Annotated in this window: 29 protein-coding genes and 1 tRNA gene; 15 read left to right on the forward strand and 15 right to left on the reverse strand. The window is 57.0% G+C overall.

All coding sequences use genetic code 11. The annotated features are described in order from the left end of the window. Positions 1 to 7 precede the first annotated feature (7 nt). From secD to queA, 4 genes are all read right to left on the reverse strand, one after another. Positions 8 to 1,879: a protein translocase subunit SecD gene (gene secD / locus C4J93_RS21815; protein WP_124371768.1), complete on the reverse strand. Its 1,872-nt coding sequence runs from the start codon at positions 1,877 to 1,879 to the stop codon at positions 8 to 10. 62 nt (positions 1,880 to 1,941) lie between these two features. Beyond that, positions 1,942 to 2,280 (reverse strand): preprotein translocase subunit YajC, encoded by a 339-nt coding sequence (yajC, locus tag C4J93_RS21820; protein ID WP_003175975.1) that lies wholly within the window; start codon positions 2,278 to 2,280, stop codon positions 1,942 to 1,944. A gap of 43 nt (positions 2,281 to 2,323) precedes the next feature. Continuing rightward, positions 2,324 to 3,439 (reverse strand): tRNA guanosine(34) transglycosylase Tgt, encoded by a 1,116-nt coding sequence (tgt, locus tag C4J93_RS21825; protein WP_164485297.1) that lies wholly within the window; start codon positions 3,437 to 3,439, stop codon positions 2,324 to 2,326. 5 nt (positions 3,440 to 3,444) lie between these two features. Continuing rightward, positions 3,445 to 4,494 (reverse strand): tRNA preQ1(34) S-adenosylmethionine ribosyltransferase-isomerase QueA, encoded by a 1,050-nt coding sequence (gene queA, locus C4J93_RS21830; RefSeq protein ID WP_124368266.1) that lies wholly within the window; start codon positions 4,492 to 4,494, stop codon positions 3,445 to 3,447. A 108-nt stretch (positions 4,495 to 4,602) separates the two neighbouring features. Between queA and C4J93_RS21835 the strand changes: the two genes are divergently transcribed. After that, positions 4,603 to 4,687 (forward strand) — tRNA-Leu (locus C4J93_RS21835). A 164-nt stretch (positions 4,688 to 4,851) separates the two neighbouring features. On the opposite strand, the gene C4J93_RS21840 is transcribed toward C4J93_RS21835, so the two are convergent. Beyond that, positions 4,852 to 5,160 (reverse strand): DUF3077 domain-containing protein, encoded by a 309-nt coding sequence (locus C4J93_RS21840; RefSeq protein ID WP_124430436.1) that lies wholly within the window; start codon positions 5,158 to 5,160, stop codon positions 4,852 to 4,854. Positions 5,161 to 5,380: 220 nt separating this feature from the next. Beyond that, complete coding sequence (locus C4J93_RS21845; protein WP_124371770.1) at positions 5,381 to 5,755, reverse strand: MerR family transcriptional regulator; 375 nt, start codon at positions 5,753 to 5,755, stop codon at positions 5,381 to 5,383. A gap of 75 nt (positions 5,756 to 5,830) precedes the next feature. Between C4J93_RS21845 and C4J93_RS21850 the strand changes: the two genes are divergently transcribed. The 5 genes from C4J93_RS21850 (at position 5,831) to C4J93_RS21870 (ending at position 12,275) form a co-directional block, all read left to right on the forward strand. Continuing rightward, positions 5,831 to 6,277 (forward strand): hypothetical protein, encoded by a 447-nt coding sequence (locus C4J93_RS21850; protein ID WP_124371771.1) that lies wholly within the window; start codon positions 5,831 to 5,833, stop codon positions 6,275 to 6,277. Positions 6,278 to 6,743: 466 nt separating this feature from the next. Continuing rightward, entirely contained in the window at positions 6,744 to 7,901 is a 1,158-nt protein-coding gene (locus tag C4J93_RS21855) for an AAA family ATPase (RefSeq protein WP_256660099.1), read from the forward strand. Next, a complete protein-coding gene (locus C4J93_RS21860; protein WP_124430437.1) occupies positions 7,898 to 8,578 on the forward strand; it encodes a DUF4276 family protein in 681 nt (226 codons plus the stop codon). The genes C4J93_RS21855 and C4J93_RS21860 overlap by 4 nt, the downstream gene beginning before the upstream one ends. A 154-nt stretch (positions 8,579 to 8,732) precedes the next feature. Continuing rightward, complete coding sequence (locus C4J93_RS21865) at positions 8,733 to 11,090, forward strand: FdhF/YdeP family oxidoreductase (RefSeq protein ID WP_124430438.1); 2,358 nt, start codon at positions 8,733 to 8,735, stop codon at positions 11,088 to 11,090. 852 nt (positions 11,091 to 11,942) lie between these two features. After that, on the forward strand, positions 11,943 to 12,275 hold the full coding sequence (locus tag C4J93_RS21870) for a hypothetical protein (protein ID WP_124430439.1): 333 nt from the start codon (positions 11,943 to 11,945) through the stop codon (positions 12,273 to 12,275). Positions 12,276 to 12,369: 94 nt separating this feature from the next. On the opposite strand, the gene C4J93_RS21875 is transcribed toward C4J93_RS21870, so the two are convergent. Genes C4J93_RS21875 through C4J93_RS21880 form a run of 3 tightly spaced genes read right to left on the reverse strand, consistent with a single transcriptional unit; the run spans position 12,370 to position 13,740 of the window. Beyond that, positions 12,370 to 12,897, reverse strand: coding sequence for a tetratricopeptide repeat protein (locus tag C4J93_RS21875; protein ID WP_256660100.1), 528 nt, complete (start codon positions 12,895 to 12,897; stop codon positions 12,370 to 12,372). After that, on the reverse strand, positions 12,855 to 13,055 hold the full coding sequence (locus C4J93_RS27505; RefSeq protein WP_256660101.1) for a hypothetical protein: 201 nt from the start codon (positions 13,053 to 13,055) through the stop codon (positions 12,855 to 12,857). The genes C4J93_RS21875 and C4J93_RS27505 overlap by 43 nt, the downstream gene beginning before the upstream one ends. A 13-nt stretch (positions 13,056 to 13,068) precedes the next feature. After that, complete coding sequence (locus C4J93_RS21880) at positions 13,069 to 13,740, reverse strand: hypothetical protein (RefSeq protein ID WP_124430440.1); 672 nt, start codon at positions 13,738 to 13,740, stop codon at positions 13,069 to 13,071. A gap of 219 nt (positions 13,741 to 13,959) precedes the next feature. Here C4J93_RS21880 and C4J93_RS21885 point away from each other — a divergent pair, with 219 nt between their 5' ends. After that, positions 13,960 to 14,328, forward strand: coding sequence for a cupin domain-containing protein (locus tag C4J93_RS21885; protein ID WP_124430441.1), 369 nt, complete (start codon positions 13,960 to 13,962; stop codon positions 14,326 to 14,328). Between the two features lie 219 nt (positions 14,329 to 14,547). Next, positions 14,548 to 14,877: a hypothetical protein gene (locus C4J93_RS21890; protein WP_124430442.1), complete on the forward strand. Its 330-nt coding sequence runs from the start codon at positions 14,548 to 14,550 to the stop codon at positions 14,875 to 14,877. Here C4J93_RS21890 and C4J93_RS21895 read toward each other — a convergent pair. Both C4J93_RS21895 and C4J93_RS21900 read right to left on the reverse strand, forming a co-directional pair. Beyond that, positions 14,839 to 15,486, reverse strand: coding sequence for a LysE/ArgO family amino acid transporter (locus tag C4J93_RS21895; RefSeq protein WP_124430443.1), 648 nt, complete (start codon positions 15,484 to 15,486; stop codon positions 14,839 to 14,841). The two genes, C4J93_RS21890 and C4J93_RS21895, sit on opposite strands and share 39 nt — an antisense overlap. 168 nt (positions 15,487 to 15,654) lie before the next feature. Further along, positions 15,655 to 16,314 (reverse strand): 2OG-Fe(II) oxygenase, encoded by a 660-nt coding sequence (locus C4J93_RS21900; protein WP_256660102.1) that lies wholly within the window; start codon positions 16,312 to 16,314, stop codon positions 15,655 to 15,657. Between the two features lie 194 nt (positions 16,315 to 16,508). Here C4J93_RS21900 and C4J93_RS21905 point away from each other — a divergent pair, with 194 nt between their 5' ends. After that, complete coding sequence (locus tag C4J93_RS21905; RefSeq protein WP_256660103.1) at positions 16,509 to 17,240, forward strand: NBR1-Ig-like domain-containing protein; 732 nt, start codon at positions 16,509 to 16,511, stop codon at positions 17,238 to 17,240. 1 nt (position 17,241) lies between these two features. On the opposite strand, the gene C4J93_RS21910 is transcribed toward C4J93_RS21905, so the two are convergent. Next, positions 17,242 to 17,871 (reverse strand): LysE family translocator, encoded by a 630-nt coding sequence (locus C4J93_RS21910; protein WP_124430444.1) that lies wholly within the window; start codon positions 17,869 to 17,871, stop codon positions 17,242 to 17,244. Positions 17,872 to 18,007: 136 nt separating this feature from the next. On the opposite strand from C4J93_RS21910, the gene C4J93_RS21915 reads away from it, so the two are divergent. Continuing rightward, a complete protein-coding gene (locus tag C4J93_RS21915; protein ID WP_124405218.1) occupies positions 18,008 to 18,379 on the forward strand; it encodes a PH domain-containing protein in 372 nt (123 codons plus the stop codon). Between the two features lie 118 nt (positions 18,380 to 18,497). Here the strand turns inward: C4J93_RS21915 and C4J93_RS21920 are convergent, their stop codons facing one another. Both C4J93_RS21920 and C4J93_RS21925 read right to left on the reverse strand, forming a co-directional pair. After that, positions 18,498 to 19,073 (reverse strand): PIN domain-containing protein, encoded by a 576-nt coding sequence (locus C4J93_RS21920; RefSeq protein ID WP_124371779.1) that lies wholly within the window; start codon positions 19,071 to 19,073, stop codon positions 18,498 to 18,500. Further along, entirely contained in the window at positions 19,070 to 19,540 is a 471-nt protein-coding gene (locus C4J93_RS21925) for a helix-turn-helix domain-containing protein (protein ID WP_124430445.1), read from the reverse strand. Before C4J93_RS21925 ends, C4J93_RS21920 begins: the two co-directional genes overlap by 4 nt. Before the next feature lie 499 nt (positions 19,541 to 20,039). Between C4J93_RS21925 and C4J93_RS21935 the strand changes: the two genes are divergently transcribed. Together C4J93_RS21935 and C4J93_RS21940 are read left to right on the forward strand one after the other, a co-directional pair. Continuing rightward, on the forward strand, positions 20,040 to 20,327 hold the full coding sequence (locus tag C4J93_RS21935; RefSeq protein ID WP_124410715.1) for a colicin E3-like toxin immunity protein: 288 nt from the start codon (positions 20,040 to 20,042) through the stop codon (positions 20,325 to 20,327). Positions 20,328 to 20,472: 145 nt separating this feature from the next. Then, positions 20,473 to 20,814, forward strand: a complete 342-nt coding sequence (locus C4J93_RS21940) for a hypothetical protein (RefSeq protein ID WP_305955620.1) — start codon at positions 20,473 to 20,475, stop codon at positions 20,812 to 20,814. Between the two features lie 48 nt (positions 20,815 to 20,862). Here C4J93_RS21940 and C4J93_RS21945 read toward each other — a convergent pair whose 3' ends face one another. Further along, positions 20,863 to 21,237 carry a cytochrome c family protein gene (locus C4J93_RS21945; RefSeq protein WP_124430446.1) on the reverse strand — a complete coding sequence of 125 codons (375 nt, stop codon included), beginning with the start codon at positions 21,235 to 21,237 and terminating at the stop codon, positions 20,863 to 20,865. 227 nt (positions 21,238 to 21,464) lie between these two features. Between C4J93_RS21945 and C4J93_RS21950 the strand changes: the two genes are divergently transcribed. The 3 genes from C4J93_RS21950 to C4J93_RS21960 all read left to right on the forward strand — a co-directional run bounded on the left by C4J93_RS21950 (position 21,465) and on the right by C4J93_RS21960 (position 24,893). Continuing rightward, on the forward strand, positions 21,465 to 21,845 hold the full coding sequence (locus C4J93_RS21950; RefSeq protein WP_124430447.1) for a response regulator: 381 nt from the start codon (positions 21,465 to 21,467) through the stop codon (positions 21,843 to 21,845). A 193-nt stretch (positions 21,846 to 22,038) separates the two neighbouring features. Beyond that, entirely contained in the window at positions 22,039 to 22,653 is a 615-nt protein-coding gene (locus tag C4J93_RS21955; protein WP_124430448.1) for a biliverdin-producing heme oxygenase, read from the forward strand. Continuing rightward, complete coding sequence (locus C4J93_RS21960) at positions 22,650 to 24,893, forward strand: ATP-binding protein (protein WP_124430449.1); 2,244 nt, start codon at positions 22,650 to 22,652, stop codon at positions 24,891 to 24,893. The genes C4J93_RS21955 and C4J93_RS21960 overlap by 4 nt, the downstream gene beginning before the upstream one ends. Positions 24,894 to 24,911 lie beyond the last annotated feature (18 nt).

Here is a 24,911-nt window from a genome sequence, read left to right on the forward strand (position 1 = left end):
CAGCCCCTTAAATCCACAACTTCTTGAAGTCACGTCCGCCAAAGATCAGGTTGACCATTGCGCGGGTCACCATGATGGCCGTGAACATCGAGGTAAAGATACCGAGGGACATGGTCACCGCAAAACCTTTGACTGGGCCTGTGCCCATGGCAAAGAGAATCCCGCCGACCAGCAAAGTGGTCAGGTTGGAGTCGAGAATCGCGGTAAATGCCCGGCCGAAGCCTTCGTTGATTGCACGCTGTACGGTCATGCCCGCCGCGATCTCTTCACGGATCCGCGAGAAGATCAGCACGTTGGCGTCCACCGCCATACCCATGGTCAGCACGATACCGGCGATACCCGGCAGGGTCAGCGTAGCGCCCAGCAGCGACATCAGCGCCAGCAGCATCACCATGTTGCCCGCCAGGGCCACGGTGGCAATGATGCCGAAGAAGCGATAGATGGCGATGATGAACAAGGACACGAACAGCATGCCCCACAGTGCCGCGTCGACACCCTTGGTGATGTTGTCGGCACCCAGGCTCGGGCCGATGGTGCGCTCTTCAGCGAAGTACATCGGCGCGGCCAGGCCACCTGCACGCAGCAGCAGCGCCAGCTCGGAGGACTCGCCCTGGCCGTTCAGGCCAGTGATGCGGAATTGCGCACCCAGCGGCGACTGGATGGTCGCCAGGCTGATGATCTTCTTCTCTTCCTTGAAGGTCTGCACCGGCACGTCTTTCTCGACGCCGTTGACCATCTGCTTGGTGTAGGTGGTAACAGGGCGCTGCTCGATGAAGATCACCGCCATGCTGCGACCGACGTTGCTGCGCGTGGCGCGGCTCATCAGTTCGCCGCCGTGACCATCCAGGCGGATGTTCACTTCAGGGGTGCCGTGCTGCGAATCGAAACCAGCCTTGGCGTCAGTGACCTGGTCACCGGTGATGATCAAGCCACGCTCGATCAGCGCCGGAGGACGGTTACCTTCACGGAATTCGAATTCTTCGGAAGTGGCGCGCGAAGCACCCGGCTCAGCCGCGAGGCGGAATTCAAGGTTGGCGGTTTTACCCAGGATACGCTTGGCTTCAGCGGTGTCCTGCACGCCCGGCAATTCAACCACGATGCGGTTGGCGCCCTGGCGCTGCACGATCGGCTCGGCCACACCCAGCTCGTTGACGCGGTTACGCACCGTGGTCAAGTTCTGCTTGATGGAGTATTCGCGGATTTCCGCGATCTTGGCCGGGCTCATCGCCAGACGCAGCACAGCCTGACCATTCAAGTCGGCTGGCACGATGTCGAAATCGTTGAAGTTCTTGCGGATCAGCGCACGGGCCTGTTCGCGGGATGCTTCGTCAGCAAAGCCCAACTGAATGGCGCCATTGAGCTGCGGCAGGCTGCGATAACGCAGCTTCTCTTTGCGCAGCAGGCTCTTCACGTCGCCTTCATAGACTTTCAGGCGTGCGTCGAGGGCTTTGTCCATGTCGACTTCCAGCAGGAAGTGCACACCACCGGACAAGTCCAGACCCAGCTTCATCGGGTGCGCGCCAATGCTGCGCAACCATTGTGGCGTGGTCTGTGCCAGGTTGAGTGCGACAACATAGTCATCACCCATGACCTTGCGCACGACGTCTTTGGCCGGCAATTGGTCTTCTTGCTTGGTAAGGCGCAACAAGCCGCCCTTCGCACCAGCCGCCAATGTTGCCGCTTTAACCTGGATGCCCGCGTCGTTGAGCGCTTTGCTCGCGCGTTCCAGATCAGCCTGGTTGACCTGCAGCGAAGTGCTGGCGCCAGAGATCTGGATCGCCGGGTCATCAGGATAGAGATTGGGAGCGGAATAAATAAAACCGACCGCCAGCACCGCCAGGATCAGTACGTATTTCCACAGAGGGTATTTGTTCAGCATCACGCCGCCCGCTTATAACGCGGGGCGCCTTGCGCGCCCCGTCGATTGGTAAAGGTTGTTACTTAGATCGCTTTGAGCGTGCCTTTAGGCAGCGTGGCGGCGATGGCGCCCTTCTGGAACTTCATTTCCACGGTGTCGGAGACTTCCAGTACCACGAAAGCATCGGAAACCTTGGTGATCTTGCCGGCGATACCGCCAGTGGTCACGACTTCGTCGCCTTTCTGCAGGCTGCCCAGCAGGTTTTTCTGCTCTTTGGCGCGCTTGGCCTGTGGGCGCCAGATCATCAGGTAGAAGATGACCAGAAAGCCGACCAGGAAAATCCACTCGAAACCACCGCCCATCGGGCCGGCAGCGGCAGGCGCAGCGGCGTCAGCCATGGCGTTAGAGATAAAAAAGCTCATTTAGCACTCCAGTTGCAAATAGTGAATCTTAGGGTCGGGAAACTCAGTCCAAGGGCGGCACAGGGAGCCCGCGCTTGGCATAGAAGGCATCGACGAAGGCGGCCAATGTACCCTGTTGAATAGCCTCGCGCAAACCAGCCATCAGGACTTGGTAATGACGCAAATTGTGGATGGTATTCAACATGCTACCCAGCATTTCCCCGCACTTGTCCAGATGGTGCAGATAAGCACGGGAGAAGTTCTGGCAGGTGTAGCAGTCACAGGTGGGATCCAGCGGCGAATCATCATGGCGATGGAACGCGTTACGGATCTTCAGCACGCCTGTATCGATGAACAGATGCCCATTGCGGGCATTACGGGTTGGCATCACGCAATCGAACATGTCCACACCGCGGCGCACACCCTCTACGAGATCTTCCGGTTTGCCAACGCCCATAAGGTAACGAGGTTTGTCAGACGGCATCAGGCCCGGCAGGTAATCCAGCACCTTGATCATTTCATGCTTGGGCTCGCCCACCGACAAACCGCCGATGGCCAGGCCGTCGAAGCCGATCTTGTCGAGGCCTTCCAGCGAGCGCTTGCGCAGGCTTTCATGCATGCCGCCCTGGACGATACCGAACAACGCCGCGGTGTTATCGCCGTGGGCATTCTTCGAACGCTGCGCCCAGCGCAACGACAACTCCATGGAAATGCGCGCGACGTCTTCGTCAGCCGGGTACGGCGTGCACTCGTCAAAAATCATCACGATGTCGGAGCCCAGGTCGCGCTGCACCTGCATCGATTCTTCCGGGCCCATGAACACCTTGGAACCGTCCACCGGCGAGGCGAAGGTCACGCCCTCTTCCTTGATCTTGCGCATGGCGCCCAGGCTGAACACCTGGAAACCACCGGAGTCGGTGAGGATCGGGCCCTGCCACTTCATGAAGTCATGCAGGTCGCCATGCTTCTTGATCACTTCCGTGCCGGGGCGCAGCCACAGGTGAAAGGTGTTGCCGAGGATGATCTCGGCGCCAGTGGCAACGATGTCACGCGGCAGCATGCCCTTGACGGTGCCATAGGTGCCGACCGGCATGAACGCCGGGGTTTCCACGGTGCCGCGCGGGAAAGTCACGCGACCACGACGAGCTTTACCGTCGGTGGCCAATAATTCAAACGACATACGACTCATAAGTTGTCCTCAGGGCCGCGCGGCGCCGGGTTGCGGGTGATAAACATCGCATCACCGTAGCTGAAAAAGCGGTACTCGTTGGCGATGGCCGCTTGATAAGCAGCCATGGTTTCCGGGTAACCGGCAAAGGCCGACACCAGCATCAACAGCGTGGATTCCGGCAAATGGAAGTTGGTCACCAGGCAATCGACCACATGAAACGGCCGGCCCGGATAAATGAAGATATCGGTGTCGCCGCTGAACGGCTTGAGCACGCCATCGCGCGCCGCGCTCTCCAGCGAGCGCACGCTGGTGGTGCCCACCGCCACCACCCGCCCACCGCGCGCCTTGCACGCGTTAACCGCATCCACGACGTCCTGGCTGACTTCCAGCCATTCGCTGTGCATGTGGTGGTCTTCGATGTTCTCCACACGCACCGGCTGAAACGTGCCGGCCCCCACGTGCAGGGTCACATAAGCGCTTTCGACGCCCTTGGCGGCAATCGCATCCAGCAGCGGCTGATCGAAATGCAACCCGGCCGTCGGCGCCGCCACAGCACCGAGGCGCTGGGAGTACACCGTCTGATAGCGCTCGCGGTCCGCGTCTTCGTCGGGGCGGTCTATATAAGGAGGCAACGGCATATGGCCGACACGCTCCAGCAACGGCAACACTTCCTCGGCAAACCTGAGCTCGAACAACGCATCATGGCGCGCGACCATCTCGGCCTCGCCACCGCCATCTATGAGGATGCTCGACCCCGGTTTCGGCGACTTGCTGGAGCGCACATGGGCCAGCACACGATGGCTGTCCAGGACCCGTTCCACCAGAATTTCCAGCTTTCCGCCGGACGCTTTCTGGCCAAACAGCCGCGCCGGAATCACCCGGGTATTGTTGAACACCATCAAATCGCCCGGGCGCAAATGCTCAAGCAAATCAGTGAATTGACGGTGTGCGAGGGCACCGCTCGGCCCGTCCAGGGTCAGCAGTCGACTGGCGCGACGCTCGGCCAACGGGTGGCGAGCGATCAGCGAATCAGGGAGCTCAAAAGTAAAGTCAGCAACGCGCATGATGGGGTTCGTCTAGCAGGGCCGGGAAGTCTAGCGGAAATAGTGAAAATTGACCATGAAACGTGATTGACCAACGGTAATCTCATCTCTATACTTCGCCGCCATTGAGCCCTGATGGCGGAATTGGTAGACGCGGCGGATTCAAAATCCGTTTTCGAAAGGAGTGGGAGTTCGAGTCTCCCTCGGGGCACCATCTTAAAGAAAGACCTTGAAATTCAAGGTCTTTTTTTTCGTCTGTAGAAAAGTGAGTGGTTAGCTGATTCATCGCTCACCGCACCACGAGCCTGAAACACAGTCCAAATGTGGGAGCTGGCTTGCCTGCGATTGCGCCAGCCCCAACACCCTCAAACTACCTGCCTACACCCCAACCGAATCCCCCTCCTCCGTCATCCCATTCGGCAACATCCCATTCGCCAAATCATCCACCACCGCCTTCGCCATCTCTCCCAAATAATGCGCGCCCCAGGCAAAACGGTCCGCGCCTGTGTCCATTGCTGCATCCAATGCCAGCATTTTTGAACAGTGGAGAAGCTCGGAGGCGTGTTCCAAGGCATCGCGGATGGGAACGCCGGAATTGACGCGAAATAGACGGTGGAGGTCGGGCTCTTTGCCGCAGGTGGAAAAGGTGATGACGCCGAGGGTTTTGTTGAGGGGTGGGTTGATCATTGGGCACCTCCCAGGTGGGTGGAGGCGTGGACTGCGGAATTGCGAGGGTACGACTGATCAGAAACGCTCATTGATAAGCTCCTAAGTAAGTGAGCCTATTGTTTTCGGATTATCAGGTCCGGTCGCTGGATTGGAAGCGACGGTGGAAGGTAGCGCGGGAACGGCTGGGGCTGGAAGGTCGGATCTGTGGCGAAAGGTTTCCCGCAAGGGGATCGGTCATTCAGGCAGAGGCAGCTGGACGGGTGCCCATTAACGGACATATCTGCACTGCTTGCTCGGCAAGGAGATTGCGCAGCGTTTGCATTTGTCCGATACGCTCATCCAGTAAAGCGATTTTCTCTTCAAATAACTGAGTCAACAGGTCGTCGGAGGCACCTTCGCTCTCCCACAGCAATGGCAAATTTTCGCCAATCTCTCTTAGCGAAAATCCAAGCTGCTGCGCCAGCTTGATATACCCCACCAGTTGCAGCGTCTGCTCGGGATAAAACCGATAGCCGTTGGCAGCACGAAGCGGCTTGATCAAGCCTTTCTCTTCATAAAATCTTAGGGCGTCGACTGACACCCCCATGTGGGCTGCCACTTCTCCGATCTTCATAAAATTTCAATCTCGCGTTGACTCTGGACCTAACACCAGGCTTTAGCCTGCGGGCTCGAACTGTAAGGGGCCATTATGATCAGCGTAAATAGAAATCTACAAATTGTCCGGGTCAGCGCTTTCTATGACTTGGTAGTTACCGCGGGCTTTATGACGCCCTGGACCGCAGGATTGGTTTTTAAAGGCTTCGCCGTGCTCTCCGGCATGCTTGCATTGGACCGACCAGTACCGACACTGGACGTTACCGCCATGTTATTCGCCAACCTGCTGGGCAGCGTGGTGGTGGTCTGGTCGCTCTGGCGGCTACGAGAGCCGAGCCGCAGCATTGGTTTATATGACGCACTGGCGAGAATACTGTTCACTATCTGGCAACTATTCGCGGTAGCCCACGGAGCCAGTTTTTTGATCCTTGGCTTCACCTGTTTCGAAGTCGGATTTGCCATCGCGCAAATACTGCCACTGAACCCTCCAAGAAAGGTTCGAACCAGCGCAAGCCCTAAGCGTTCTGGTCTTGGTTTGTAATAGACGGAATGTCCGCTTCTGGCCGATTGTATTGAAAAAGTCGGCTTTGAATTCCACGCCAGAAAAGTACGCGCCTGAGATTGAAATCTGAATTTTTGGCAGAAGGTTCAGGACTCGGATTTCACGTAGCAGCGTGCAACAGAGGTGTTTTCATGCATCAATATTCGAGTACTTTGGGAAAACCGACTTTTTCAACACCATCGGCCGATAGCCGCCCTTGACTAAGAGAAGCAGTCTTTATAGCTACGCAGCTTTCTCCCAATTCAGCCTCCACACTGCGACCTACGCGACAGCCACTTGATCCATATCGAAATGCGACGTTGCCGTGACTGCATGCCCACGAGCCAAAGCACCGGTATTAGCTAGTAAAAATTAACGTTAGGATGGCGTCATCAAGCGGGAAGCCAGCGTCCAAAATCAATGGCAGAATCCGCCACAGCTATCAACGACAGCGGCTTTGCACTCAATGCAGCGCCGGCCAAGGAATCAAGCAGCAATGAGCACAAAGAACCCGATCAGCCGGCTCACCATTAAAGGCTTCAAGTCCATCAAGAACCTTGAAGACTTGCACCTGGGCAGCCTGAACGTGCTGCTGGGTGCCAACGGTGCGGGCAAGAGCAGCTTCGTTTCCTACTTTCGCATGCTCAGCGAAATGATGGAGTTGCGCCTTAAAAAGTGGACGACCCAACAAGGTTCGGCAGACCGCGTTGTCAGCTTCGGCGTCAAGGAAACTCAGCAGATCAGTTCCTATGTCCATTTTGGCTTGAACGGCTATGAGTTCGAGTTGGAGCCGACCGTGGATGGTGACTTTGTTTTTTCCAATGAGCGGCTCTTTTTTGACGGCCCCATGTATGGGTCCGAGTGGATTCCGCTGGGCTCCGGGCATCAGGAGACCAAGCTTAAAAAAGCCTACGACATCAAGCAGTTCCAAGCCCCCTACAAAAACAACGTAGTGGCGTACTGCTACGAATCAATTTCCAGCTGGAAGATTTTCCACTTCCACGACACCAGCGAAACCGCGAGCGTCAAACGCTGGGGACCGGCCCATATCGACGACTATCTGCGTCCAGACGCGTCGAACCTGGCGGCCTATCTGCATCGTTTAGCCACCGAAACGCCTGAGGTGTATGAGCAGATCCGAAAAACGATCCAACTGGCGATTCCATTCTTCGACGACTTTGTGCTCAAGCCTGTGCGACTGGACAGCCAGGAAGAACTGATCAACCTGCAATGGCGTCAGAAGGACAGCGACTACACCTTCTGGCCGAGCCAACTGTCGGACGGTTCGATCCGTTTCATATGCCTGGTAACCGCCCTGCTCCAGCCCGACCCGCCATCGACCATCATCGTTGATGAGCCGGAACTCGGCCTGCATCCCTACGCCATCACCCTACTGGGTTCACTGCTGCGATCAGCCTCCACCCGAATGCAGGTGATTGTCTCAACGCAGTCAGTGCCTCTGGTGAACGAGTTTTCAATCGACGACCTGATCATCGTCGAGCGGGAAAAAGGCGCAACCGTCTTCAAGCGTCTCGACGAAAAAGCCTTCGAAACATGGCTGGACGATTATTCGGTAGGTGAGTTGTGGGAGAAAAACATCCTGGGCGGGAGGCCGCGTAAATGATTCGAGTCCACGTGATCTGCGAGGGCCAGACAGAAGAGATGTTCATCAACGAGGTGCTGGCTCTAGCCTTCCAGCACTTGGATATTTACCTGATGCCCGCGCTGATCGGGAAGCCCGGCCACAAGGGCGGCAACTTTCGTTTCGAACGTCTGCTCAGCGATGTTGAAAAGCGCCTGCTAGGTGACCGTCAGGCATATTGCACCACGTTTTTTGACTTTTATGGCCTACCCGAAGAATTCCCTGGCAAGGCGAATGCCGGTGGCAGGAACACCATGGATGAAAAAGCTGAGTGCCTGCTTGAAGCGATGGTGGAGAAGTTGGCGAACAAACTGGGTGATGAAGCCATGCGTCGATTCATTCCCTACGTGCAAATGTATGAATTCGAGGGTCTGCTATTCAGTTGCCCCACAGGGTTAGCTGTCGGGATCAACCAGCCGGCCCTCGAAGACCGTTTTTTGCACATACGAAATGAGTTTGAAACGCCGGAAGCGATTAACAACAGCCCGATGACCGCGCCGAGCAAAAGATTGCAGAAGCTGTACGCCGGCTATGAAAAACCGTTGCACGGTTCACTTGCTGCCATTGAGATCGGACTGCCGATCATTCGGCAACAATGCGCTCGATTCGATGCCTGGATCAGGCAGATGGAAGCGCTGCATACAATCGCCCAGCCATGATCGATCCGACCACACCCGCCGCCATTCTGACTGAACCTCCCACCCATCCACCTGGTCGCTAACGCTCGTCGATCAAGCCGAATTCTCCCCATGCGTATGCATCACAACCATACGCACCACGCCTCCACGGGCGTCAACAGGGAGAACCTCCGCAATGTCTGAACCCAAAAATCCCCAGCTCCAAGGCTCCCAGTCCGACGGCTCCGCCGCCGGCGGCTGGCCTGCCCTAAACGCCGTCAACAAGCACCTGCTACACCAGCACGTCCTGCTCAAGGGCAACCGTACCCTGCTGTCCATGAACAAGCCGGACGGTTTCGACTGCCCCAGCTGTGCATGGCCAGACCCGAAGAAGCCGCACACCTTTGAATACTGTGAGAACGGTGCCAAGGCACTGGCTTGGGAGTCGACCAAAAAACGCGTCACGCCGGAGTTCTTCGCTGAACATACGGTGAGTGAGCTGGCCACCTGGAGCGATCACGCCCTGGAAGATCAGGGCCGTATCACCGAGCCGATGCGTTATGACGCGGGCAGCGACAAATACCTGCCCGTCAGTTGGGACGAGGCGTTCGCCGAGATCGGGCAAGAGCTGCGCCAACTGAGCGACCCGTGGAAACTGGAGTTGTACACCTCGGGGCGTACCTCAAACGAGGCGGCGTTTCTGTATCAGTTGTTTGGCCGCCTGTATGGCATGGCTAACTTTCCTGACTGCTCGAACATGTGCCACGAAACCACCAGCGTGGCCCTTCCCGAGTCGATCGGCGTAGGCAAAGGCACCACGACGCTGGAAGACTTCGAGAACGCCGACGCCATTTTCATCTTCGGTCAGAACCCCGGGACCAACAGCCCGCGCATGATGTCCGAGCTGCATGCCGCCGCACGCCGTGGCGCGAGCATCATCTCGTTCAACCCGTTGCGCGAAAAGGCCTTGGTGCGTTTTGCATCCCCCCAGGACCCGCGCGACATGCTCAGTCGCAGCGGCGTCAAGATCAGTTCCCAGTACCATCAGGTCAGGATCGGCGGCGACATGATTGCCCTGCAGGGCATCTGCAAGGCGGTGATTGAAGCGGACGATGCGGCTCAGCGTGAAGGGCTGCCCCGTGTGCTGGACGTCGCCTTCATCGACGAGCACACCCACGGCCTTGAGCCGTTCGCCGATTATTGCCGACAGCTGCCGTGGGAAATCATCGAGCGTCATTCGGGCCTGACGCGTCAGGCGCTGGAGGATGTGGCGGCGGTGTATATGCGGTCGGAGCGGGTCATCTGTTGCTGGGGCATGGGCATCACTCAACACAAGCGCGGTGGCGACGCGATGCAGCAGATCATTAATCTGCTGCTGTTACGCGGCAACATCGGCAAGCTGGGCGCGGGTGCTTGCCCTATTCGCGGCCACTCCAATGTGCAGGGTGACCGCACCATGGGTATCTACGAAAAAGCCGGCGAGCCGTTCCTGGCCAGCATGAGCAAGGTGTTCGGTTTCGAAGCGTCCCGCAAAGGTGGGCATGATGTGGCCGAAGCCTGTGAAGCGCTGCTGCGCGGCGAGATCGAAGCGTTTATTTCAATGGGCGGCAATTTCTTCCGGGCCATCCCGGATATCGACGTGGTCTGTCCGACCGTCAGCCGCTTGAAAATGACCGTGCTGGTCAATACCAAACTCAACCGCAGCGCAACGGTACATGGCCAGAAAGCGTTTCTGCTGCCGTGTATAGCCCGCTCGGAGCTGGACATGCAGAACGGTGTGGCGCAAACCGTGACGGTCGAGGACTCGATGTCGATGGTGCACGGCTCCACCGGCATGCTGGAACCTGCGTCGAAACACCTGATCTCCGAAGTGGCGATCATCGCCGGTATGGCCAAGGCGACGCTTGCGCCCAACCCCAACGTGGATTGGGACAGCTACGTGAGCGATTACGCGCGCATTCGCGACAAAATCGAAGCAGTGCTGCCCGAGCAGTTTTATGACTTCAACCAGCGCATCAAGGAGCCCGGCGGTTTCCGCCTGCCCAATGGCGCCAGCGAGCGCAAGTGGAACACCGAGTCAGGCAAGGCCAACTTCCTCTTTCCTGCAGGGGTTTTTGACGAGGACGACACGCCGCCGGGCGCTGATCATCTGCAGTTGATGACGATCCGCAGCCATGACCAGTTCAACACCACGGTGTATTCCAACGATGACCGTTACCGGGGTATCTACGGCGACCGCATGGTGGTGATGCTCAACCCGCAGGACATCGAGCGCCTGGGGCTCAAGGCGGGGGATTATGTCGAATTCCAGACTGCCCTCGACATGACAACGCCGCGTCGTGCGCCCGGCTTCAAAGTTATCCCCTTCGACGTACCGCAAGGCTGTTGCGCCGCGTATTACCCGGAAACCAACGGCTTGCTGCCACTGGCGAATCGGGATAGCCGCAGTAACACACCGGCGGCGAAATCCATCCCGGTGAACCTGGTGCGGATGAATCCAGAGGAGGCGCAAGTGGCTTTGGAACGACGCGGATTGATTGCGGCGGCTAGTTAGGCCTCGTGGTACAGATTGCGACCCCACCCCTGAAGCTCCGCGTCCTGCTTTCAGCGCAACATCCGGCACTTGCGCAATGGTGACGCGGAGCGTCACGGGATGCATTCCCACGCGGAGCGAGGGAACGATCACTGTCCCCTTTCCGGGCTATTCAGTAGTCACATCCGTCCGACCCACCAAATCGGGTCTCCCGCAAGCAAACATGCCGCCAGCTATTGAGCAACAGTGGCGCATAGCTGCAAGACGCACCGGTTTTGTTGATAGCGACTTGCACCGACTCCATGTCGTCGCGGCTGACAGGGACGGATATTGCGCAGCAGTCCGAGGTTTTTGAACAGGCTGAAATTGTCGTGTCATTCCTCGCGCGCCCATTCACAGATACGGCCAACGAAGTGCTGTCACAGTGGCCAGTCAAACCTTCCCCCGTGACAATAAAAGAGGTGGTTGGCGGGTTACCAGTCCCTCCCCCAAACCCCAGCGGAATAAGGAACAGAGAATGAGCGTAGCTTTCCCCGGCCCTTGCCGTTGAGATCGTGACGGGTGGGTTACAGGACTGATTGACCCACGTCACGTGGGACACCGGTTTCCAATCGCGGTCATCAGTGACGTTCCAATGTTTGCCACTGCGGTAGTCATAGCAACCGTTCAGGCCTGCGACGGCGGTGAGTACCAGAAGAATTGCCGCCCGTGTTGTTTTCATGGTTGACCCGCTTTTCCAATAAGGTTTTGATTGCCTGCACTCAGTTAAACCGGACATTAAAAGAGGACGGGGTTTCCAGAAAAAATAATCCGTTCCCTTTTCGGGTTTCCGATTGCGTCCACCGGTCTTTCGACGAAGTAACATAGGAAATCATGGCATTCACAGCTACCTGCGTTGTGTCCCTGTTTTTTTGGACCGTTGTTTCAACAATCACAGCAACCAAGGAGCCTTGGGACCTGGCCAGTTATTGGACCATCATCTATCCCGCCGCGCTTGCTCTGTCAGTGATTCTTGGAGCCGTGCTAAAAAGCGCCCAGTGGTCCGCAGGCGCCGTGGTAATGCTTGCTCAGATCCCGGTGATTTTAGTTACTTCTGATGCTTCCCCGTTGCTGGCTGTCGGTATCCTGTATGCGGCTGTTCTCTCAATTCCGGCGATAACGCTATCTTGGCTCGCCGGCAAAGTGCGGCAGGCTTACACGTCATAAAGCCTTCATGGTTCTTTCTTGAAAGTTGGACAAAAAAAGGGAACGGATTTATTTCCAGGAAATAAACCCGTCCCCTTTTCGCTTCTGTTTTCTATTACGGCACCGAAATCCCATACTCAGCAAGCTTGGCCGTGTTCTCTTCCTTCACGTACTTTTTTTTGACGATCTGCGAGAACTTCAGGAAATCGGCCTTGGCGTACTCCCTATCGCCCAAATGGTCGTACGCGATCCCGCGCGCATAAAAGGCCCACGCAAAGTCCGGCTGGCGCTGAAGGCCCGTGCTGAACGCTTCAGCGGCTTCTCGGTACTGACCCAGGTCTGTCAGCGCGAGGCCCAGATGATAGTAGGTCGGCATATGGAAGCCGGCCCCCTTTCCGGCTTCTCCCAAATTGTTGTCCAGGTTGTACTGCACAAGCTCAAGGGCTTTTTTCGGGTTACCCACGTCGCGATACATGGCGCTCAAGTCCAGGTTGTCGCGCGGATCAGGCTTGACCGCCAGTTGCATGGATTTTTCCTTGGCGACCACGGCTTCGGGAAAACGCTTGAGGTTGCTGTAGGCGTCGGCCTGAACTGCGTAAATCAAACTTTGCAGCGAGGGGGCAGCGTATTTTTCTGCAGGCATACGTCACCTTCCTGCAGCACCAGCGGGTAGTTTTCGGCTTTGGACGCCTTGAACTGATTGGCGCAGTGGGCAAGGTTGGCTTTTTGCGGGTTTGGCGTTCCGGCGCATCCGGTGAGGATGAAGATGCCTGTGATCAGTGCGGGCCAGCGAGCATTCATGAAGACTTCCTCGTTAGTCGAACAAGCGAGCGTTGAGGTCAGGGCGATAGACCTGCAAGAGCGGCGCGGTCACGGTGCCTTGCAGCGAGCAGAACACCGTGGTGTGGCCTGCCAGTGGCGGTGACGCGTCACCCGTGTCGACCATCAACACACGGTCTACGAAGCCAAACGGCGTGGCAACGCCGGGGCCGGTCAAGCCTTCGGTGCGCCATTGGCCGATCGGGTCACCGACGCGGCGAATTTCGGCGCGGGTGATGGCTTTGCCCTGACTGACAAAGCGTGTGTTGTCGACAATCAGCGGCTTGAGTTTTGCGGCGACCTCTTGCGGCGAGCCGTCGGCTACGAAACCCCAGAACAGAAAATTGCCCACGTCCTTCATGGTTTGGGCCTGGTTGTAATAGCCGACCATACGCACGCCGTTGACGATCAGGGGTGTGTCGAACTGTTGGTAAGTGCCACCTTCCTGCAGCGGATTCAAGATGGTCGGGGCCTTGACCGAGCCGTACTGACTAAGGCGCACGGTATTAGCCGGCAGGCGGGCGTTGCCCAGGCTCTCGAAAAAACGCGCGTCGCAACGAGAGAACTCGGTCAGCAGCTGTTCGGGCGTGGTGACGGTCTGGGCTTGGGCATTAGAAGCCGCGGCGACGGCGAGCAAGGCAATGCCGGAAAAGACGAAGCGGAGCATTTCAAATCATCCGTGAGATGGGAACTAAGGCTGTCGGCCCATGGGTAGCGAACTTTAGCAAAACCGGCGTGCCGGAGGTGGCCAGCTTCTTCTTTTAGCTGAAAACAGGCGTTGAACATGGGATGGCAAAATCGTCCACCGCCGTCCTGCAAGATCGTACAAGCCCTCCCACGCCGTGCGCCAGTAACCTGACCACTCTCCTACATCCGAGCATCCGTCATGGTCCAGCGTTCCCCCATAAACCTCACCCAAAAAGCCTCCCTCATCGACCAACAATGGAGCCCACGCGTCGTCGCCGAAATGAACGACTACCAATTCAAGGTAGTACGCATTGAGGGCGAGTTCATCTGGCACTCCCACCCCGAAACCGACGAGGCCTTTCTGGTACTGGAAGGAACGTTGCGTATCGACCTTCCAGGTGGCCCGGTCTATGTGGAGCCAGGTGAACTCTACGTGGTCCGCCGTGGCGTAGAGCACCGAACGGCCGCCGAAGGCGAAGCCAAGTTGATGATGATTGAGCCACGCGGCATTTTGAACACCGGCCATGAAGGCGGTGACCGTACCGCCGTGAATGATCAGTGGATATGAAGGCCGGCATTTACCTGAGGTCCTCACGCTGAGCCCAAGAACGGCTGACCATTGCCCGGAGCAACGATGGCTGAGCCGCAAATGCTTCAGGGATGGCGATACTTACTCCACGTAATGCATAAGCTTTTAACAAGTGCCAAACGCTTCAACATGGGGTCTTTTTTTTCACGCGCAGAACAGTGATCATCGCCCTCCCCTAAAGCCCCAGGAACAGAGACCATGGAATTGACGCTGGAAGCGGTTGCGCTTTTTGCACTGAAGCTGGTGCATGAGACAGACGGCGGCAGTCCGGTTTTGCGAGATGATCCGGTGATGCAAGCGTATGACCGCGAGGTTTTTGGGTTGTTGGTGCGCCAGGGGGATGTGGGGACAATTCAGCTCAAAATTGATGAGTGCATCAGGCAGGCGCTGACAGCACTGGGTGGAACCGATACGGTAATGGGGCGCGAACTGCAACGACTGGCAACCGCCGTAAACAGTACGGATCAGCTCGACGCACTGATCGCACCGCTAACCACCCTCAAGGACTACCTGAAAGACATCCAGTGAATCGGTGATCAGCATTCCGGCGAGATACACCATCAACACCGCCACCCCCGCATCCAGCCAGCGCCACACCACCCGCGTTCGAAACAACCTCGTCAAGCGCTGGCAGCCAAGCGCCAACACTACAAACCACAGTAGCGACGCGGTCATCGCCCCCGTCGCAAAGAGTGCTTGCTGGCCTGCCGGTTTAGCGGCACCGATCGAGCCGATCAGCACGACGGTATCGAGCCACGCGTAGGGGTTGGCAAAACCCAGCACCATCGCCGCACGCAACAGCCCTTGTTGCGAATGGCCGACCTGGGTGTCCGGCATGGACTGGTCACGCAGGCAAGCCAGCAGGCGCTGCCCACCGAACCACAGTAAATAGGCCGCACCGGAAAGTAGCAACAGCGCTACCAGCTTGGGACGGCTGTCCAATAGAGAACCCAAACCTGTGATGCCCAAGGCGATCAACAGCATATCGGAGACGACGCAGACGGCGACCACTCCCCAGATGGGACCACGGCTGACACCTTGACGGATGACCAAGGTGTCTTTCGGGCCTGGGGCTGCGAACAGACCGATGCCCAGGAGCAGGCCTTCGAGGTAGAGCGCACTGAAGTAGGGAGCCATAAAGTGTCCGTGCCCATGGGCACATTTAGAGGAGCTGAATAGGCTGGTTACCAAACCGGATGTGACGGGCATTTACGGCGCCACTCATGTCAATTGCCTGCCTGCGGAAAAAACTGGTTAGCACTTGCCCTGGGCTCGGGTTCGCAAAGTAGATCAACGAGCTTCTGGCTATCGGCCTCTGAGGCGCGAGAACCGCGTGATAAGCCGCAGGAATTGCATGATCAGCTCAGTCAGCAAAGACCCTGCTAGCACCGCAATCTCATTTTCCAAAAGACGCACAGGTTCAAGCGAGCCCCCTTTCACCAAAACCAGCCCTTCGCGGGTAGGTTTGATAAAAGACAACATATGACCGTCTTCATGAGGATCCTGGGCGAATCGACGCTCAATGTTTACAGCCTGAGCACCGTAGACACACAACTGCACGTAGGAAGCCAAGCGAAATGGGGCGAGTGGGGCTACTCCAAACTCGTCGCAGATACCGTCCATTAACTCCTGCGCCAACGTGCTGATCTGTTGCTCAAAGATATCCACCGCCGCGAAAAAGCCACTTCGGGCGAATTCAAAACCTATTCGTTTGGACGCATGCGCAGGCCAGTAACAGAATCGCTCACAGAGGTCAGGCTGGTCCTCAATACCTGAATACTCAGCACCAAATGGGAAAAAACCGTCTGTATCCTGACTGAACGAAAATTCTGCCTTGGTTGCTTGGGAGACTGACGAGTATCCATCAACAATTTGTTTGTAGTTTCCCAGCATGACTTCAGGTATTTGCAAGATACCGAAGCCTGATCGAACGATGGATTCACAGCATTTTTTTATTTGAGTCATAGCTATATCCAAAGATAGATGTAAAGGAATGCAACACACACTAGGTTCGCAAGCATGTGAGAAACCGCGACACTGGATATAGCCAACCAAAAATAGGGACCTATCCATGTCCTTCATAACGTCGCCAGTTGGGAGTAAGTGTGCCTTGCTCATTACACGTAGCGGCGAGCAGGTTGTTCTTTTTGGCGAACAAGGTGAGCAGCCTCACCGAGGACTGGGGATCACAACCGAATATGAGTATCAAGACACGCGACACCCTCCGAGCCCTGGTCGTACGGCGCAGCCGGGAACTGGGTAAGTCCATGACAACCCTGGCCAAGGAGGCCGGCATTTCCCGGACCTACCTATACGGGCTGGCAGGCGGCGCCTCACAAGATCCGTCGGTACGCACATTGATCAAATTGGCCAAAGTGCTGCAGGTTTCCCCGCTGCTGCTGTTCCGTTACTTCGCCGACTTGGCGGGCGCTCCGGTTGACTCCAACTCAATGGCGACCACCAACCGGGCTGTAGGCCTGCGTGATTCAAGCGACATCGCCGTCTTCAACGCAGACGTCACCACGCCCGACCAGACCGTCGTGCTGCCTGGCGAAATTTTTCAGAAAACATGGGAGATCCAGAACCTCGGCACACGCCCGTGGCGGGGCCGAAAACTGGTACGCGTTGACGGTGAATATGTCATAGCCCGACGCACCGCCATGGGCGCGCCATTGGAAGTCGTGATGGACACGCATCTGCGCAGCCTTAACAACGAAACCTCTATCGCCGATACACTGCCCGGCCAACCGGTGCATATCACCGTAGAGTTCGCCGCCCCCAAGGAGACCTGTACGGTCACTTCCATCTGGCGGATCGAGGATGAACATGGGCAACCGTGCTACGGCCCTGAGTTCATTTTGCATGTGATCGTAAACGTGATGGCGCGCTGATCTACTTGCGCCCTTCCACCGCCATCCGCACCGCCAACCCCATCAACACCGACCCCATCAACCAGCGCTGCACCACCTGCCACCCCGGCCGGGTGACGAAAAACACTGCGATAGACCCCGCCAGCGTAGCAATCACCGCATTCACGCTCACGCTGATGAGAATCTGCGTGGAGCCCAGCACCAGGGATTGCATCAACACACTGCCGTTGGGATCGATGAACTGCGGCAGCAACGACAGGTACATCACCGCCACCTTGGGGTTCAGCAGGTTGGTTACCAGGCCCATGGTGAATAGTTTGCGCGGGTTGTCCTGGGGCAGGCGCTGCACCTGGAACGGCGAGCGGGCACCCGGTTTGACCGCCTGCCAGGCCAGATAAGCCAGGTACAGCGCCCCGCCAAAGCGCAGGGCGTCGTACGCAAAGGGCACCGCCATCACCAGCGCGGTAATACCCAAGGCCGCGCACAGCATATAAACCAAAAAGCCCAACGCAACGCCGCCCAGGGAAATAAACCCGGCGGTGCGCCCCTGGCAAATCGAGCGCGAAATGAGATAAATCATGTTCGGACCGGGCGTCAGCACCATGCCGAGCGATATCAGCGCATAGGCAAGCCAGCTGGACAGTTCAGGCATGGTCGGACTCCCGAAATATGTGGTCAACGTTTTAGGGTTGGACGCCATGGTAGGGCGTTCAAAATGCGCGCGTTAGATACAGATTCGTGATCAAAACGTCATACACCGTCCACACCATTCACCCAGGGGCAGGCACATGATCGACTTCAATAACAAAGGCTTCTTCAAGCTCAAACAAAACAACGAGTACGCCGAACGCGTGGCTTCATTGCTGTTGGATGGCGAAGAGGTAGTGGACGCGTACAAGGCCATGCGCGACGGCGTGGTGTTCACCACCAAGCGCATCATCGCGGTGAACGTGCAGGGGATTACCGGCAGCAAGAAGGATTTCACGTCGCTGCCCTATAAGAACATCGTGGCGTATTCGGTGGAAACCTCGGGGACGTTTGATCTGGATTCGGAGTTGGAGATTTACTTTTCGTCGCTGGGAAAGGTGAAATTCGAGTTCACCGGCAAGACGTCGATCGTGGAAATTTCACGGTTGATTTCCAAGCACTTGCTTATTTGATCAGCGGGCAAAAAAAGACCCTGGCGTCCCAAGGTCTTTTTACTGCCTGCACACGGATTAAACGATGTATTCCGATCAAAATGGGGAACTGGTTAAGTACAGCAATCGTAGGCTAAAACTACAACATTACTTCATAAGGCCCAAGCAGCTTACTGGTCTGCACTAGCCCCTGCCGCATCAACATCTCGAGATACCCTTCCCCATTCATCGGCGGCCTAACTAGTGCGCGCCTCTGCTTCTGCACTGCCGCCAACACGGCCGCTTGATCCAAGTCCCAAAGGTCCGAGATAAAGTCGTCGGGATGCATCGGTTCTATGTCATAAGCCGCGAGTACCCGCACTGGAAAGTCTTTCAAGTTAAAGGTCACGATAACTTCCGCCTTACTCCGAATCGCCGCGGCCAGTACGTGACGATCATCTGGATCAGGCAAATCCAAACTTGAACACAAGTCTTCGTACCCTGTTACCAACGCGTCTGGTATGGCCTTGTCCATCAATGCCGAAATTTTATCTACCTGGTCGGGAGTGAGATCAGGTCGGTTCTTGAGGACGTTACGCTTCCACTCTTCATGAATCTGTCGGGTCCATCGCGCCCGGTACAACCCGGATAAACCAAGCCACATCAACAAATCCCTGAGAGCCGCCGGGTACAGAACACAGGCGTCGTAAACCGCAGTGAAAGGCGAACACCTCATTCGTCATACCCCAATCCCAACTCCCGGGTCTGCCGTACCAGTTCCTCCATCGCCTCTTGACTTTCTTCATCGCGGCGCTGTTTGAACGCCATCAAATCGGAAAATCGAATACGCCGATGACGACCGGTCTTCGTAAAGGGAATGGCGCCTTCTTCCAGCATCTTGACCAGATGCGGGCGTGAAACGTTAAGCAGGTCGGCAGCTTCCTGGGAGGTCAACTCAGCATGGACGGGTACAACTTTGACCGCATTACCCAGTGCCAGCTCACCCAAAATATCAACCAGCAGGCGCAGCGCGGATGTGGGGAGTACAAGGGTGTGGGGCTTGTCTTCTTTGTCGAAGATGTCGATACGCTGGGTTTCGAATTTAGTCGATAGCAACGAAGCCAGCTCGCGTTGGCCTTGCACAGCGGCTTCGACTTCCTTTTCCAGCGGAGGAATTGTTTTGGGAAGGCGATTGGTGATCATGATGCTGCTCCGTCGTAACTTAACTCAATGGGCCCAACCTAAACGAAACAAACGAAAATCGCAATATTCGAAACCCAGTGATATTTTTGTCTACTTTTCCCACGCCCACCGTCGAATACTGCTAATTCCAGCCCCCTGATCACCCCCCGTAGGCTCACTCCCTCGCACAAGGAAGTGAGCCGGTCATGTCAGAACGTTTTATCCACCGACTGAAGAACAGCTACGCAGGCAACAAATCCTGACCCCGCAACCGTCACGCGTGCCCTATTCGCCGGCGATTATTCCATTCGAGCCATCTCCTGCCCCTACGCCAGTCACACCTCCCGGCTGCGTTTTCATCAAGCCGTGCCAACTGCCGGACGGCTTCACCCGTTTCGCTGACCCCACTGGTTATGTGCCGCTGAAGTTGTTCAAAGAGTTCGCCCGTTTAAGTCTGTTGGGCGGGCGTGGGCGCGGCTGACCCAAAACGCCGAATTTACCGATAAAGAGGAACATGGAAATGGTCATGAAAATCAGACTGCGGTGGTACGAAAAACACAGTAATAACTTGAAGGCGGATGAGTATTCAGCAGATATCGAGGACTCAGACAGTATTCTCAAAGCGTTGGGTTTAGGCGAGGAAACCGCGATATATGCCGATGTATTCAATATGCTGCCTAACTGGATAACGATTATTCAGCCATATTTCCAGCACATGATCGAACCCGACCACCTCGACTACCAGATTTCCTTCCGTTACCAAGGCGCGTGGCCACCGCCTCCGAATCAACCTAAGAAGAGGTCTTGATGCAATGAGACCTACACTGCAAAAGCCTCTCCTCTATCGCTCAGTCAACACCCGAACCCATGGCGTACGCCATGGGAGTTGCTGTGCTTACAGATATGAACGACACAGCAAAAGCGAAAAGCGAGCGCTATCAACCCGTGGCTCAATGCACAGTCATCAAAGACACGGGTACGATTACACGCCTCTATTCCGTTTTCTCCTGTCCAAAGTCGGCCACCCCTGGAGCAAGGTTTTCAGCGAAGCCAACGCCCGCCTGGATCGTCCTGAGCCGGTGTTCTGGATGGTTGCGCTGCATGAAAGCGACAAGCAGGAATACGTGAGTACGGGCGAGAATAGCTGCTACAGCGGATTGTGGGTGGACGAGGCTGGCCTGCTGCAAAAGGTCAACCCACAGCTGACGCCCGAGCACATGAAACCCTTCTGCGACTGCTGCACCCAAACGTTCAACGGCGTGGTGTTCGCACACGCTTTACCGCGCGAACGGTAGGCAGTCGGGCATGACAGCTTCCAAAGGTGTTCCGCCTTGCCTCAGCGATCACTTGGACTGAAACCTCTCCAAATACGCCAATATATTCTCAATCTTCTCCTGATCACTGATCCCCCAAAAAATCATCCGCGTACCGCTCACCACTTTCTTCGGCGCTTCGATGTAGGCGGCAAGTTTGTCGCGGGTCCAGACCACGCCTGAGTTTTTCATCGCGTCGGAATACTGATAATCCGTAGTAGTGCCCGCAGGCCGGCCGATGATGCCGTTGAGCTGCGGTCCGAACCCACCGCGTGCGCCTTCGCCCACACTGTGGCAGCCACCGCAAGTCTTGGTGAAGAGCTTGCCGCCCGCCTCGGCATCGCCGGCAGCAAAGGCCCCGTGTGTGTTGAAGATCAGGGCAAGGGTCAACCAGGCGTACTTCATCAGAGGGCTCCGCATCGAGTGTTGCCGACAATTATGCCCGTTTAAATGGCCGTTTCCCCAGCCGCTTTACGATAACCGTACCGGGCCTGTGCTATGAACTGGCGCCCCCTATAGCCACCTTCCTGCAGACCACCAAACGACCACCCATCGTTTAAAAAACATCCAATCGAACCTATATGCCCCGCCTCCACTCCACCCTACTGAACCCTGATGGTGGAGTAAGGATCATGGCTCAGCCATCGATTTTAGTATTGGAAGACGACGAGATCATTCGGGCGTTGATGGTGGATGTGCTGGAGGACTTCGGCGCAGTAGTGAAGTCGTTCCCTTCGGCGGATGAAGGGATGATTTATCTGGAGCGGGGCGATGACCCCGTGGACTTGATTGTCAGTGATATTCAGATGCCCGGCTTGCTCAATGGTTATGACTTGAGCCGAGTGGTGGCGCATCGTTGGCCTGAGGTTCAAGTGGTGCTGACGTCCGGCAACACCACGATAGCGTCGCAACTGGGCGGCTCGGTGCGGTTTTTGCCCAAACCCTGGAGTACCGACCACTTGCTTGAGTGCGTGCAAAAAGCATTGACCCAGCAAGGTTCGTCTGTGCATTAATAGCGCGGCGATATCATTCAACCCGAACTTCATGCCAAGGCCTGCGGTCATTTTATCTACAAGGAGTGACTTTTCTGATCTACCGGTCAGCCTTTTCGCTTGTTGCGTAAGCTGACGACAATGAATTGTGTAGAATCGTCGCCCATTTTCATGCGTCATTCATGGCCGAGAGGCCCACAGTTCGAGCTCATTAATGCACTCAGAAGCCCATGACGTTGGTGCGCCATCCTTGTTGGAAACGTTGCGCACAGGCACCGGGCTGTTGCATGTCGCGCTGGAAAAGCGCCTGCCGTTCTTTTCCGAGCGCCTGGATACAGACTGGTACCGGCGCTTGCTCCAGGCCTACTACGGTTTCTATCAGCCGATGGAAGCGGCGCTGTATGACGGCGGCTTGATTCCCCATGGATATGACGCCGTATTGCGTACGAAAACGCCGACGCTGGTCAGTGACCTCCGCGCCCTCGGCCTGAATGAGCACACCATCAGCACCCTGCCCCGTTGCACCCGGCTTCCGCCCCTGGACACACCCGCTGCCTGCCTTGGCGCCTTGTATGTGCTGGAAGGCGCGACCCTCGGTGGACAAGTGTTGCGCCGCGAAATAGCCCTGCGCCTGGGGATCGATGCCGACAACGGCGGTGCGTTTCTCGATATTTATGGCGCCGAGACCGGCCGACGCTGGAAAGAGTTTCTCGACTACCTGGGTCGCCTGCCGCTGGACACAACAGCCAGAGCGAGCGCAGTCATGGCTGCGCGCTCCACATTCAGCGGCTTTGAGCAATGGCTCGACAGCCAGAAGGTACTGCTATGAAACCCGACGATTTTAAAGAGCTGCTTGCCAACTGCGCCGACGAGCCCATCCGCTTTCCCGGAGCGATCCAGCCTCACGGTGTGCTGCTGACATTGTCGGAACCCGGCCTGGAGATCATCCAGGTCAGCGCCAACGTCGGCAGCTTGTTCGGCCATGCGCCCGAAGCGCTGCTCGGCCAGCCGCTGCACAGCTTGATCGGCGTAGAGCACGCCCAGGCGGTGCAGGTTATGGCACAAACCGACACATTCTTCGACATGCCACCGTTGCATGTCACGCTCAATGGCGCGGACTTCGAAGGCTTGCTGCACCGCCACCAGAACGTGCTGGTGCTGGAGTTCGAACCGCGAATCAAGGATTTCCGCCCACGCGCGCTGAACGGTCGCACCAGTAACCTGGGCAAGATGCTGCAACGCTTGCAGGCGGCGAAAACCCTGCAAGCGCTGTACGAAATCAGCGTGAATGAAATCCAGGCCATGACCGGTTACGACCGCGTGCTCATTTACCGCTTCGAAGAGGAAGGCCACGGCCAGGTGATTGCCGAAGCGTCAGCGCCGTCCATGGAGCTGTTCAACGGGTTGTTTTTCCCCGCCTCCGACATTCCGGAGCAGGCCCGCGAGCTGTATCGCACCAACTGGCTGCGCATTATCCCCAACGCGGCCTACGAGCCAGTACCGTTGCTGCCCAAGCTGCGCCCAGACACCGGCGAGCCGCTGGATTTGAGCTTCGCCACCCTGCGCAGCGTGTCGCCGATTCACTGCCAATACATGAAGAATATGGGCGTACTGTCGTCCATGAGCATCTCGTTGATGAAGGGCGACACGCTATGGGGTCTGATCAGCTGCGGCAACCGCGAGCCGCTGCTGGTGCCGAACGAGTTGCGCACCGCCTGCCAGACCATCGGCCAAGTACTGTCGTTGCAGATCAGCGCCATGGAGACCCTGGAACTGAGCCGTCAACGCGAGGAAAAAGTTCAGGCGCTGGCACTTCTCGATCAAGCGCTGAAGGCCTCCCAGGACAGTGTGTTCGACGGCCTGGCCCAACAAAGTCAGTTGCTGATGGAGCTGACAGAAGCAGGCGGCGTGGCGATCATCGAGGACAAGCAGTTGCACTGCTACGGTCACTGCCCGGAACCGGCGCAGATCCGCGCGCTGCACAAGTGGCTGCAAGAGCGCGACGAACCGGTATTCGCCAGCCACAACCTGGTCTCGGTATACCCGCCGGCCGCCGAGTTCCAGCAGTTGGCCAGCGGCGTCCTGGCCCTGCAGCTGCCCAAGCCTGTGGATAACGGTGTGCTGTGGTTCCGCCCGGAGGTGAAGGAAAACATCCACTGGAGCGGTGACCCGCAAAAGCCGCTGGACCTGGAAAGCTCCCACGCGGGCCTGCACCTTCGCCCACGCACGTCGTTTGAAGTGTGGAAAGTGGTCATGGCGGGCATTTCCACCAAGTGGAGCCATGGCGACCTGTTCGCCGCCAACGACCTGCGCCGCTCGGCCCTGGAAAACGACCTGGCACGCCAGGTAAAGCGTGAGCAGCAGGCCGTGCGGGCGCGTGATGACCTGGTGGCCGTGGTATCTCACGACTTGCGTAACCCGATGACTGTCATCTCCATGCTCTGCGGCATGATGCGAAAAGCGTTCAGCTCCGAGGGCCCGCACACTTCGCGACGCATCTCCTCGGCGATCGACACCATGCAACAGGCGGCCGGGCGCATGAATGTACTGCTGGAAGATCTGCTCGACACCTCGAAAATCGAGGCCGGGCGCTATGTCGTCAAACCCGTGCCGCTGGATGTGAGCCATATGTTCGATGAGGCTTATTCGTTGCTCGCACCGTTGGCGCTGGAAAAAGGCATCGACCTGTCGTTCAACGCCGAGCCCGGTCTGCTGATCAATGCCGACCCGGAGCGCTTGTTCCAGGTGTTGTCGAACCTGATTGGCAACGCCATCAAATTCACCCCGCGCCTGGGCAATATCGGCGTCAGCGCCATGAGCAACGGTGCAGAAATCGTGTTCTCGGTGCGCGACTCCGGTGAAGGCATTGCACCGGAGCAGTTGCCTCATGTGTTTGAGCGCTATTGGACCAAAACCGAAAACAACCCCACCGGCAGCGGCTTGGGGCTGTACATCACCCAAGGCATCGTCCAGGCCCATGGCGGCGAAATTGTTGCCGAAAGTGAGCTGGGCCGGGGCAGTGAGTTCCGGTTTACGGTGCCCAGGGTGATTGAAGTCTCGCCTACCTGATGCGTTGTCTGGTGAATG

Source organism: Pseudomonas sp. R2-37-08W, from assembly GCF_003851705.1.
GTDB lineage: Bacteria > Pseudomonadota > Gammaproteobacteria > Pseudomonadales > Pseudomonadaceae > Aquipseudomonas.